Annotated in this window: 11 protein-coding genes; 4 read left to right on the top strand and 7 right to left on the bottom strand. The window is 39.8% G+C overall.

Annotation, left to right across the window (positions count from 1 at the left end):
* The first annotated feature begins 5 nt into the window (after window positions 1-5).
* Window positions 6-1,292 (top strand): L-rhamnose isomerase, encoded by a 1,287-nt coding sequence (locus PLA12_03955; GenBank protein HOQ31650.1) that lies wholly within the window; start codon window positions 6-8, stop codon window positions 1,290-1,292.
* Here the strand turns inward: PLA12_03955 and PLA12_03950 are convergent, their stop codons facing one another.
* Window positions 1,293-1,532 carry a zinc ribbon domain-containing protein gene (locus PLA12_03950; protein HOQ31649.1) on the bottom strand — a complete coding sequence of 80 codons (240 nt, stop codon included), beginning with the start codon at window positions 1,530-1,532 and terminating at the stop codon, window positions 1,293-1,295.
* A 199-nt stretch (window positions 1,533-1,731) separates the two neighbouring features.
* Between PLA12_03950 and PLA12_03945 the strand changes: the two genes are divergently transcribed.
* The gene (locus PLA12_03945; protein ID HOQ31648.1) at window positions 1,732-2,967 is read left to right on the top strand and encodes a glycosyltransferase family 4 protein; all 1,236 of its coding nucleotides are present in this window, start codon (window positions 1,732-1,734) and stop codon (window positions 2,965-2,967) included.
* A 38-nt stretch (window positions 2,968-3,005) separates the two neighbouring features.
* On the opposite strand, the gene PLA12_03940 is transcribed toward PLA12_03945, so the two are convergent.
* The 5 genes from PLA12_03940 to PLA12_03920 form a co-directional block, all read right to left on the bottom strand.
* Entirely contained in the window at window positions 3,006-5,129 is a 2,124-nt protein-coding gene (locus tag PLA12_03940) for an MFS transporter (GenBank protein HOQ31647.1), read from the bottom strand.
* Window positions 5,129-6,442, bottom strand: a complete 1,314-nt coding sequence (locus PLA12_03935) for a glucose-1-phosphate adenylyltransferase (GenBank protein HOQ31646.1) — start codon at window positions 6,440-6,442, stop codon at window positions 5,129-5,131. Before PLA12_03935 ends, PLA12_03940 begins: the two co-directional genes overlap by 1 nt.
* A 109-nt stretch (window positions 6,443-6,551) precedes the next feature.
* On the bottom strand, window positions 6,552-7,454 hold the full coding sequence (locus PLA12_03930) for a decaprenyl-phosphate phosphoribosyltransferase (protein HOQ31645.1): 903 nt from the start codon (window positions 7,452-7,454) through the stop codon (window positions 6,552-6,554).
* Window positions 7,455-7,472: 18 nt separating this feature from the next.
* On the bottom strand, window positions 7,473-8,246 hold the full coding sequence (locus tag PLA12_03925) for an SDR family oxidoreductase (protein ID HOQ31644.1): 774 nt from the start codon (window positions 8,244-8,246) through the stop codon (window positions 7,473-7,475).
* A complete protein-coding gene (locus PLA12_03920; protein ID HOQ31643.1) occupies window positions 8,240-9,622 on the bottom strand; it encodes an FAD-binding oxidoreductase in 1,383 nt (460 codons plus the stop codon). The genes PLA12_03925 and PLA12_03920 overlap by 7 nt, the downstream gene beginning before the upstream one ends.
* A gap of 129 nt (window positions 9,623-9,751) precedes the next feature.
* Between PLA12_03920 and PLA12_03915 the strand changes: the two genes are divergently transcribed.
* Both PLA12_03915 and nikR read left to right on the top strand, forming a co-directional pair.
* Window positions 9,752-12,169 carry a glycoside hydrolase family 127 protein gene (locus tag PLA12_03915; GenBank protein HOQ31642.1) on the top strand — a complete coding sequence of 806 codons (2,418 nt, stop codon included), beginning with the start codon at window positions 9,752-9,754 and terminating at the stop codon, window positions 12,167-12,169.
* Between the two features lie 70 nt (window positions 12,170-12,239).
* Window positions 12,240-12,656 (top strand): nickel-responsive transcriptional regulator NikR, encoded by a 417-nt coding sequence (gene nikR, locus PLA12_03910; GenBank protein ID HOQ31641.1) that lies wholly within the window; start codon window positions 12,240-12,242, stop codon window positions 12,654-12,656.
* Between the two features lie 79 nt (window positions 12,657-12,735).
* On the opposite strand, the gene PLA12_03905 is transcribed toward nikR, so the two are convergent.
* On the bottom strand, window positions 12,736-13,060 hold a 325-nt coding region (locus PLA12_03905), incomplete at its 5' end, for a hypothetical protein (protein HOQ31640.1).

Genomic DNA, 13,060 nt, shown 5'->3' with positions numbered 1-13,060 from the left:
GTTTTATGTCAAATATTCCAACATATCGCTCAAATCAGATAGAAAAATCGTATGAAATCGCCCGAGAAATCTATGCTACTTTCCATGTAGATACAGAAACTATCCTGAAATCTTTAGAGAACATCCCTGTCTCCTTACATTGCTGGCAGGGAGATGATGTGGGTGGCTTTGAGCATTCGGAAGCCTCTTCCAGTGGTGGAATACAGGCAACAGGAAATTATCCCGGTAAAGCACGGAATGCAGACGAATTACGACAGGATATAGAAAAAGCCCTATCTTTAATTCCCGGCAAACATCGTATAAATTTACATGCAATTTATGCGGAGACACAGGGGAAAAAAGTGGAACGCGATGAACTAACATCGGAATATTTTTCGCGATGGGCAGACTGGGCAAAGGAAAACGGACTGGGTGTAGATTTTAATCCTACCTGTTTCGCTCATCCTTTAGCCGATTCGGGATTTACCTTAGCTCATAGCGACAAAGCCATCCGTGAATTCTGGATACGGCACTGTATAATTTGTCGTGAAATCGGTGCCTATTTTGGGAAAACACTTGGGAAAACTTGTGTTACCAATATCTGGATTCCCGATGGTTATAAAGACCTGCCCGTGGATAGGCTGGGTCCTCGTCAACGACTGAAAGAATCACTGGACAAAATCTTTGAAAAGCCCATAGATGAGCCATGGAACAAAGACTCCATTGAAAGTAAATTATTCGGGATAGGGTCTGAATGTTATGTTGTCGGCTCCCATGAATTTTATTTAGGGTATGCTGTCCAGAAGCAAAAAATCCTTTGCCTTGATATGGGGCATTTTCATCCAACAGAATTAGTTGCAGACAAATTATCCTCTGTTTTGCTTTATATTCCCGAAGTGCTATTGCATATTAGCCGAGGTGTGCGTTGGGACAGTGACCATGTAGTGATTGTAAATGATGATGTTTCTGCACTCATGGACGAAATTGCAAGGAATAATTTATTTGCCCGTGTTCATATTGGACTGGATTTCTTTGATGCCAGTATTAACCGCATTTCAGCATGGGTAACGGGGACACGAGCCGTATTGCGGGCATTATTGAAGTCCTTGTTGGAACCCGTAACCCTCCTAAAAGAACTTGAAAATCAGGGCGATTACACAAGCCGATTGGCTCTGCTGGAAGAAATAAAGAACTTACCCTGGTCTTCTGTATGGGACTATTATTGCCTTAAAAAAGATGTCCCTCTGGGTATCAACTGGCTGCACGAAGTTAAAAATTATGAACAAACTGTTCTGGCAAAACGCAACAATTAATTACATTCCACAGCCACAACAACCGCCAGACTCTTTTAAGGAACATTGAGGACCTGTGTCCTCAACACAACCCATATTTATTCGTTTATTAGAACTCGAACCTACAGGAGCGAAATGACTTAACATCTTCTCAACTTTTTTAGAACCACATTCGGGACAGGCAATTTGTTCATCTGCATTTTTAACCAGCATTTCAAAAGTCTTTTTACAATTTTTGCATTCATATTCGAATAAAGGCATGGCTAATCCTCCTTCTTGGGTAATATAATATCAAAAATAAAACGCCTTTTTGAATTGAAAGATATACAAATTTGTCCTTTTACATTATAAATAGCGTAAAGATAGAGCCAAAGGGCATTAGCAATCATTATTTGAAATAACGAAAAACAAATTTTTAGAATAAGCCTCAAAAGTGAGAAAGAAAAAAGATTGTTTTGATATGAAAATACTTTTCCTCAGTCAATTTTTTCCTCCCGAAATGGGAGCATTAGCTTCTCGAACCTACGAACACGCAAAATACTGGGTTCAGGAAGGTCATGAAGTAACCGTCGTGTGTGGTTTTCCTAATTATCCAGATGGTATAGTTCCCCCTGAATATCATGGAAAGTGGCTTGCTCGTGAAGATTGGGATGGGATTCGTGTCCTTCGCGGGTGGTTATATGCCACACCCAATCGTGGTGTTGTTAAACGAAGTATAGCTTTCGTTACATACATGATTTCTTCCATTCTCGTTGCCATTTTCTTTACAGGTAAGTGTGATGTGGTTGTAGCGTCTTCACCTCAGTTATTATGCGGTGTGGCAGGGTATATTGTATCTCTGATTAAATGGCGACCTTTTGTATTTGAAGTGCGAGACCTCTGGCCTGCACAAATTATTGATTTGGGTGTAATTAAAAATCGCTTCATCATTTTCTTACTTTCTTCTCTGGAATCTTTTCTTTATAATCGGGCAAAAGCCATTGTTACAATAGCCCCTGCTATGTCCCGTGAAATTGCACGGCGGGGTTTCCCAGAAGATAAAATTTTTACCATTCCCAACGGCATAAATGAAGAATTCTTCAAACCGACAAACGGGGGCATAAAAATCCGACAAGAAAAGGGGTGGGATACCTCAAAAATTGTTGTTTTATACATTGGCACCATGGGGCTTTCTCAAGGATTGGAAACGATTTTGCAGGTTGCAGAAAATATGAAAGACAATTCTGATGTTCTTTTCGTTTTTGTAGGTGCGGGTGCCGATAGAGAACATCTTATTTCTTTGGCGGAACAAAAAAAGTTAACCAATACGAGATTTTATCCTCCTGTAAAAAAACAAGAAATGCCCGATTGGTATTCTTCAGCGGATATATGTCTTGTCTCGTTAAAAAAGAGGAATGTGTTTCTTTATAATATTCCCTCAAAAATGTTTGAGATTATGGCTTGTGAACGACCTATCCTTTTAGGAGCAGAAGGACAAGCCCGAGAACTTTTAGAACAGAGTGGAGCAGGAATTGCCGTAGAGCCAGAGAATGCTGATGCTTATACGGAAGCCCTGATAAAAATGATTCAGGACCCAGAAATGGGGAAACTTTTTGGTAAAAAGGGCAGGGAATATGTCCTTGCTCATTTTACACGGAGAGAGAATGCAAGAAAATATCTGGGCGTTTTCTCTAAGGTGATGGGAAAAACAGTCTGACGCGTTTAATCTGTCGGATTTGTTGGACAAGGCAATGGTTATTCCTCTCTCCAGTGAGACGGATATAAAGAAATCAATATCATCCCCAATAGTCCAAAAATCCCTGCAAAGGGTCCTACCAGTAATACACCTGTATATCGTTCAATTGAATTGCCCCACAAACTCATGGATTGAGATGCCAACCAGATAGAACCCGCCATGGAGGCTTTCCAGATAAACGCACTCAGACCATTATAAACAGCCTCTCGTCGCTCCCCTGAAAATTTTTCATCGTAGTCGATAATATCTCCCAACATAGGTATCATCATTACATAGATTATGGCTTGTCCTATACCACAATAGCCAAATAAAATCATTCCCATAACCGTTCGCACCGTAAAATCTACATTTAATTTACCTATAACATATAAAAAGGGCATCCCGGAAGCAATAATTCCTAATGCAATAAACATAAGCCATTTCATGTGTAAATATCTTGCTACAATAGGTATCACGGCATAGGACAATATCGCTACCAGTATAAACGGTATTAATAAGAAAGTAATCGTGCTTTCATCTCCATCCAGCCCTAACTCTGCCCAATACGGCAAAACGCGTTGAACCGCTAAAAAGCCAATTGTAAATAGGAAAAAAGACCATGCATAAATCATAAACGGTTTGTTTCGTAATGCATCTTTTAGTCCCTGTCCCCAGGGTAACGGTTCGCTTTGTATGGCTTCTGAATCATATCGTTCACGGATAAAAATTACCGGCAATAAAAACAACACAAATGAAATAAGTGCAAATACAGTTGCAACTCTACGATACCCTGTGGGCGAAAAACTTTCCGCAACCCAAATCCCATCTACAATAGAGGTACCTGAAAGAGAATTCTGTATTCCTGCTAATGCAAGCACTTGGGTTAATGCTCTGGAAAAGATAACCACATCATTTTGATTTTCCCCAGAAAAAGAGACCATAAGATGTCTTTTCAATACAGAGGAAAGGACCTTTTCTCGAATGCCGTTTATCTCTTCCTCTGAAAAAGGTCCTGAAGAAATAACCGACAAAGTTTCCCCCTGTAAAGCAATCTCTTTATCTTTGAGTTCTTCTCCTGCAAGGTCTTTTTCTTCAATGCCTTCCAAAAGTTTCGAGTGAAGATATATCTTATTACCTGAATTTTCTTTTTGAATATTAATAAATTTTGAACTCCCTATTTTTAAGTATTCATAAACCTCCTTCCGTAACTTTTCTGAAAAATCCTGTTCGTTTAAATTCGTAGACACTTGCAAAGCACGAAACGCCTTTCGGGGCAATTTCTGATATTCTTTAATACCTAATTTATGGAAAATATCTTCGGTAGTTCTTGTAATACTTTTTTCCTGCAATGCCTCGAACAAACTACCCTGAATGTTAAATGTCGAGTTTGGTTCTCCTTTAACAATACCTTCCCATTTATCTCCTGTTAATCCCCATGACTGCAACCAATTTTCAATCTCTTTTTGGGACATACCCGAATTCTTACTTTTGTCAAGAACCATACTCAAATGGCTTTCTATTCGTGACGGGTCTAATTTTGAAATTAATACCCCCGGCAGGGCATTGGCCATTGCCAATCCGATTATCATACCGATGGCCGTCCATGTTCCTAAGGCAACCCGAGCCGTTTCAGAACGGGCTATTTCAGGTCCTAAAGCGTTTAAAGGTATAACAGCAACGGAAAATAATGTCCAATGAGCACATAATAAAATTGTGCCGTAAATAAAATTTAAAAGAGAAGTATGCCCTGTCGGTGGAAACCAAAAACCAATCATGGTAAAAACCATCAATAACGAACCCAAAAATATATAGGGTCTTCTACGACCATAAATAGGGATAATCCGCCATCGTCCCGGTCTCGTTGGAGTTTTATCCGATAAGGCACCTACCAGTGGGCTACTAAAAGCATCCCAGAATGTTCCAATGATGAATATGTATCCAACAAGTCCAATAGAGACATAGACTGTTCTACCCACTCCACCGGAAGGAGAATAAAAATACAACCCCCACTGGTTAATCACCTCGCTGCATAACTGCACAGCTATCATCGAAAGGCAAATTGCTAATCCTTCATACCAGCGAAATTCTCCTGAAACCGAATTTTTTTCCTCTACTTTTTCATTTCCATTGGATATTTCCGTCATTACATTTTTCCTATTTTTGTTTCATCAGGAATAATAGCATTTTTATGAACCACTATAATACCCTCTCGAATGGAAAAACCTTCATGGTCTCCATCTTTCAAATTATCCCCGCCTCGAATAACTACATTTCTTCCAATACGCGCATTATGGTCAATAATGGCCCTTTCTATTACTGTACCGGGTCCAATCCCCATAGGAATACCCGAAGCATGTCTAACATCTCCCATCTCAAACGAATCCGCACCGCATATAATACTATGGTCAATCACAGCAGATTCACGAATCACACTGCGAATTCCGATAATGGAATGTCGAACCCGTGCCGTTTCTATGCGAACACCGGAACAAATAATGGCATGGTCAATTTCAGAGCGAATAATTTTAGCACCGGGCAAGGCTCTGCGATGTGTATATATCGGCTGTTCTGGGTCATGAAATTCAAAGGGAGGAACATCATAAGTCATCGCCACACTCACATCATAATAAGAACGAACGGTTCCTATATCTTCCCAGAAGCCATCAAACATGTGAGCATATACTTTATGCTGGGTTAATGCCCCAGGAATTAATTGTTTGCCAAAATCAATCCATTCCAGATGTTCCCTTAACAAATGAATTAGCACATCCGCATTAAAAACATAAACACCCATAGATGCTAAATAAGGTTTCCCTTCTGCAGAAATACCAAATTCTTCAAAAAGAGATGGGGGGGTTGTTAATTGATTTAATATTTCATCTTCTTTGGGCTTTTCTACAAATCGCTGTATAACTCCTTCGGAATTCACCTGCATAATCCCAAATTGAGAGGCAGAATTTCGTCCTACAGGCAACGCAGACACTGTTATTTCTGCATTCTTAGATATATGCGTCCTCAATAAATCCCGATAATCCATACGGTACAACTGGTCACCGGAAAGAATTAAATAATGTTGTATATCCGGGTCATAGATATGAGAAATATGTTTTCGAACCGCATCTGCAGTGCCCTGGAACCAATCCCCTGTTTCATTGGTCTGCTCCGCAGCCAGGATGGTAACACCTCCACGGTGAAACTCGTCAAAATGATACGCATTCATAATATGACGATTTAAAGAATGGCTATTAAACTGGGTTAGAACAACAATCCGCATAAGTCCGGAGTTAATACAGTTACTTAATGGAATATCAATGAGCCGATACCTTCCACACAAAGGGACTGCGGGCTTGGAACGAAGTTTCGTCAAAGGATACAATCTTGTCCCTCTACCACCCCCTAAAACAACCGCCATGACTTTTTTGTTAATTCTCTGAAAATCAATCCGAACAGAACTCATGGTTTGCTCCTATTTTTATATTTGATACTATTATGAGATTGTTTACAATTTAAAGGGTGAAAACAAGGGAGCATGGTTTGCTCCTATTTTTATATTTGATACTATTATTTTAGGTATAGAATAAATGAAAAATACGCTCTCCATAGATAATGCAAACATTCGTCAATGCCCACAAGATTACACAGAGTATAATTGGTTTGTCGGACAATAATACCTTGCTGGGGTCAGAACCTTCCCCTTGATAACGAACTAAATAAAGATAGCGGAACAAGCCATAAATGACAAAGGGTAAACTTAAATATAATTTATCGGTATGCAATCGAGCAATTACTTCCGGGGAACATGTGTAAATTGTAAAAGTAATTAAAGCACCACCAGAAACAATGAGCAATAATTGGTCTAAATACTCCACCGTATAAAACACAAGAACGGCACGATGATTTTCTGCATCATCTTTTAACAAAAGTAATTCACCTCTTCTTTTTCCTAACCCCAAAAACAACGCTAAAAATAAGGTGCATATTATCAACCAGTTTGAAAATACCACATTTATTGCCACGGCACCTGCTATAGCCCTTGTTACAAAACCCATTGCTAAAATTAGCACATCTACCAGAAAAAACTTTTTCCACAACAACGAATAACTCACTGTTAGAAAGATATACACTAAAAGAATTGCAATAAATTTTATACCTAATGAGTAACCTAATGTAAGTGAAATTACCAACAAAATGAAAGTGAGGAAAAAGGCCAGCGGGATGCTTACATCTCCACTGGGGATAGGTCGTCGTGATTTCTCTGGATGAAGGCGGTCTTTCTCCACATCAATAATGTCATTCAAAATATAAGCGGAACTCGCAGAAAAACAAAAAGAAAAAAAGGCTATTATCGAAAGTTTAATCGCCTCTAAATTCAGCAACTCGCCCGCAAAGATTATCGCAGCAAATACCAGAAAATTTTTCGTCCATTGATATACTCTCAATGTTTTTATAAGCAACATAAGAACCTTCATACACTTCCTTTATTCCTATTACAATTGCGTGCGGTGGAAAACAAATCGGGGCAAATGCTGAATGATAAGCATAATGTATTTCCAGAACCATTTCACATATACAACATGCTTCTTTCGTTTCCATGCCTTGTGAATCATTCGCCCTGCTTCTTCCGGACTTGCCAGAAGTCTTTGAGGCAAATTTAAGCCATAGGTCATGGCCGTATCCATAAATCCCGGTTTTACAAGCAATACATGCACTTTTGTCGAACTCAACCGATGTTGCAAACCTTCCATATATCGTGTCAATGCCCCTTTGGTAGAACTGTAAATATAATTACTTTTACGACCTCTATCTCCAGCAACAGAAGAGATGATAATGGCAAATCCATGATTTCTCTCTTCAAACCTGCCAATAACCCGTTCCAGAATGGATACCGCGCCTGTAAAATTAATATCAATAGTTCTTTTAATAAGTTTAAAATCTTTTTGTCCTTCTTGTTGGACAGGCATATATCCGAAACAAATTACCAGACCTTCCGGTAAGCCATTTATTTTTTCAACGACCTTATCCAAAAAAGCCGGGTGAGAATCTATATCACCTGCATCAAAAAATAAGGTATCACAATAAACGCGGTAGCGAATCTGAATATCCTTTGCCATTCGTTCGTTTTCTTCCGTCTCTATATCTGCAAGCAATAACGAATAACCTTCTTTTGCAAACTCATGGGCTATGGCTTTTCCTACAGCGGAAACACTACCTAAAACAAGCACCGATTTGGAAGTTGGTTTCATTTCATTAATATCTAACATATAGGAGCCCTCCTCCGTTCTGGAATAAGTCCTATTCTTCGTGCCATCGTAGATGAAAAACGAAAACCGGGGTCATATTTCGTCTTAATCTCTTGAAATTGTATCCAGTGGGGATAAGTTTCTCGAAACATACTGTCCGACATTAATTGGTCTTTGGCAAGGTAAAGTCTTCCCCCATATCTCAAAACGATTAGATTTAAATCCTCAATAAAATTTACCAGGCCCGCATGATTGGGTATATCTAAAGCCAAGGTATATCCCTCCATAGGGAACGACAATAATCCTTCATTTCCGGGACCAAACCGTTTCAAAACAGTTAAGAAAGACGCCCGTTGTGAGGATACCAACTGTTCCAATAATATTTTTAATCCCTTTATGTCACTCCCCGGGAAAACTACCTGATATTGCACAAATCCTGTTTTCCCATACATACGGTTCCATTCCAGAATACGGTCTAATGGGAAAAAGAATTTTTCTAAGGGCGTAATTTCATAGCGGGTCTTGTTTAAATCATAATACCAGGAATTGAAAATACCTACCGTTCGTTGGCTTAAAGCCCATGATGGAGCATCAAAAGGAACCGTTATATCCCTTTTTCTTTTAGGTGTCAAAGGTGCATTTTTCCAGCGGGGAGGCAAATCCTCTACTTCAGCCAGACGTCCTCCCATCAGTATTCCTCTACCCATACTTTCTTTTTGGGCAAGGCAATCTAACCACGCTACTGTATAAGGATACTTAACATCATAGTCCTTCATTTTCTCCAGCAAATCATCTAAATTTCTTGCCTGATAATAATCTACATGGAAATAAGCCGTTCTAACTTTCTTTAAACGAATTTTGGCTGTTCGGATAATCCCTGTCATCCCAATTCCACCAATAGTTGCCCAGAACAAATCCGCATTCTCATCTCGACTACAACGGACAACGCTTCCATCCCCTATTATCAAATCCAAGGATAAAACATGATTTCCAAAACTACCTTCCTCATGATGATTTTTCCCATGAATATCGTTCGCTATAGCACCTCCCACAGTAACAAATTTTGTCCCCGGACATACATACGGCATCCAGCCACGAGGCAAAAAAACTTCCAGAATTTCTTTTAAGGTAACCCCTCCTTCACATTCCAGAACGCCATCTTCCTCATTCCAGTTAAGAAATCGGTTTAATCGCACCATATTGACCAGAGCCCCTCCTTCATTCAGGGCGGTATCTCCATAACTTCTTCCCAAACCTCTCGCGAGAAAATCCGGGATACGGTCATCTTTTAATACCGCATCTAAGGTTTTCCATTTCTCAGGTCGAAAGACATAACTTTCAGGGAAAGAATATCTCCCCCAACCACTTAATTTCTTTTTTTCTGCTTGGATTAACATATCTCTATTTCTATGCTCCAACAATTAAGATTGTTATTTGACAAATCGTTTTAGTAGTATACAAATTACTGAAAAAAGACTCAAATTATAATTTATCATAAATGAAAAACCTTGAAAAGGAGACTTACCATGGCCCTTTTACTTGTAAGCCTTAGCCCCTTGTATATATTGAACACCGTGGCAACATTGCCAGATATTTATCCTGTGTATCCTGTCCCTTTCACCGAGGTAGAAGTCAAACCAGGCTTCTGGAATGACTGGATTATGCGTGTTGGCAAAAAGTTTTTACCTCATAATTTTGAATATTGTGAAACGGAAAAAAAGATAGACAATTTCCGTGTAACGGCGGGTGTAAAAGAAGGGAAACATATTGGAGCCTGTTTTGAAGATTCGGATGTTTACAAAGTCCTTGAAGGGGCCGCATATTGGCTTGCTTTGCATAAAGACCCGAATATTGAAAAAACGGCTGATGATATTATTGATTTGATTGCAAAAGCCCAACAACCCGATGGTTATTTGAATACTTATTTCACACTTGTCAAACCTAAAGAACGATGGACAAATGATGCGGAACATGAGACCTATTGTGCAGGGCATTTGATGGAAGCCGGCATTGCGTATGCTCAAGCAACAGGAAAAACAAAACTATTGGATGTGGCTACAAAATTTGCAGACCATATTGTAGAAACCTTTGGAACAGGAAAGGTAGAAGAAGTTCCTCAACACGAAGAAATTGAATTGGCGTTATTTAAACTTGCTCATTATACAGGAAAAGAAAAATATGCAGAGATGGCACGCTGGTTTATAGAACAACGCGGAAAACCTTATAAAGATAAGACTACCGGCCGTTGGGATTTTGTTTGTCAGGACCATAAACCCATTATTGAACAGGACGAAATTTTAGGACATGCCGTTCGGGCTATGTATCTCTATTCATCCGTTACAGACCTGGTGGCCAAAACCGGGGATACTCGTTATTCCAACGCCCTTGACCGATTATGGTTCGATTTGACGGAACGAAAAATGTATATCACTGCTGGAATTGGTGATTCTCTATTGCGGATAGAAGGATTTAGTCAACCTTATTACCTGCCTAATGATACGGCTTATTGCGAAACATGTGCCTCCATTGGATTGGTTTTATGGGCTCAACGCATGTTCCTGCTACATGGCGATGCTCAATATGTAGATATCATCGAACGCGCTTTCTATAATACGCCGCTGTCAGGACTTTCGCTCACCGCAGATACAATTTTCTATTGCAACCGATTGGAAGGTGCAGACCAACGACCCCCATGGCAAAAATGTGCTTGCTGTCCCACCAATGTTGTTCGTTTCATTCCTACTATTGGCGGTTATACCTACGCCTGCGATAAAGATACCCTTTATATCCTCCATTACATCCCAACCAAAACACAACTCACATACTCCAATGGAAAATTAACCCTTGCAAAAGAAAACCATCCCTTACCGAAAAATCTTATTCAAATAGAACAAACGACAAACTATCCATGGGACGGTGAAACCAAAATCCAAATCCATTCGGAGAAACCCCAAAATTTTACCATTGCCATTCGAATTCCCGACTGGACATATCGCGGTCAGGGAAACACCGAACGATTGTATCTCTATCCTGAATGCCCGGGGTTGGATAAGGTTCAGATAAAGGTCAACGGTGAGAACATTCCCATTACATCATTGGAAAAGGGCTTTGTAAAAATACAGAGAGAATGGAAACAGAACGATGAAATTATCCTTGCTTTACCTATGGATGTTCAGCGAGTTTATGCGAATGAAAAAGTAGAAGCCAACCGCGGTAGAGTGGCTATTCAAAGAGGTCCTGTTGTTTTCTGTGCAGAGGATATAGATAATGCCAACCAGGTGCGTTTCCTTTTCCTTCCTCGCAATTCTACATTCCAATCTCATTTTGAACCCGATTTGCTGGGTGGAGTGGTAACCATTCAAACTACTGCTAAAATAAAAACATCCGAAAACCTGAATGGTTCCGACCAAGCTATGAAACTAATTCCTTATTATGCATGGGCAAACCGTAAACAGGGTTACATGCGCGTATGGTTGCCAGAAAATGCAGACCTTGTAACTGTCCCAACCCTTGAAACAAAAGCAAGTGTGGAAGCATCTCATATATGGACAAATGATAGTCTTTATGCCCTCAACGACCAGATAGAACCTAAGAAATCGTCTGATACATGTATTCCTCGTTTTACATGGTGGGACCATAAAGGCACAAAGGAATGGGTGCAATATACTTTCGACAAAGAATATTCCATAAAAGGGGTTCGGGTTTTCTGGTTTGATGATACAGGTTTTGGAGAATGTAGAGCCCCTGAATCATGGGAAATACTGTATCAAAAAGAAGGTCGCTGGATACCCGTTCCAAAACCATCTAAAAGGACTACAGAACGAAATAAATACAATGAGGTAACCTTTGATACTATTTCTACGGATGCCCTGCGTCTTGTTGTCCAACTTCAACCTAACTTTTCCGCCGGTATTCTTGAATGGAAAATAATCTCCGCAGAATAATAAATATAAGTTTTGCATATAAATTGAATGACAAATTAATGATAACGAATAAACAGAAAGGGAATGAAATATGGCGGGAGTTGTTCGGTTAAGTTTCTCTATCGAGAAATCACTCTGGGAGAAATTGCAGAATCTTGTTACACGGGAAGGCTATGCCAACCGTTCTGAGTTTATTCGTGACCTTATTCGCGACAAATTGGTGGAAAAACAGTGGGAAGAAAACGAAGAAGCCATCGGAACAATTACCTTTGTTTACAACCATCATATACCCAAACTGAATGATAAAATTTTGAATGTTCAGCACAAATATCTGAATGTTATTCTCACCACAACACATATTCATTTAGACCACCAGTTGTGCGCCGAAACTATTTTAGTTCGAGGAAGAGCATATAAAATACAAGAATTATGTTCCGCCCTTCGTAACCAAAAAGGTGTACTGCATGCGAGTATATCCATCAGTTCCACAGGTAGAAACTTAATTTAAGAAACTACACACTTTTTATTGAAGACAAAACAATGCCGACAAAACATCAAGACTTGCACCTTATATAAAGATAAAAACCTCAATACAACACCAACATTATTACAATCGCACCAATGTCATTCCTCCCATTCCCCCCTTTTGTCCCATTCGTCCCATCCGTATCATCCATCCCATTTGTCCCATTCCTCCTTTTTGTCCCATTCGTCCTATCCGTCCCATTCCCCCCTTTTGTCCCATTCGTCCCATCCGTATCATCCATCCCATTTGTCCCATTCCTCCCTTTTGTCTCATTCCTCCCTTTTGTCCCATCCGTCCCTTTTGTCCCATTCGTCCTATCCGTCCCATTCCCCCCTTTTGTCCCATTCGTCCTATCCGTCCCATCCGTCCCTTTTGTCCCATTCGTC

The organism is Candidatus Hydrogenedens sp., from assembly GCA_035378955.1.
In the GTDB taxonomy this organism is placed as follows: Bacteria; Hydrogenedentota; Hydrogenedentia; order Hydrogenedentales; family Hydrogenedentaceae; genus Hydrogenedens.
This window is presented reverse-complemented; position numbering and strand designations above follow the sequence as displayed.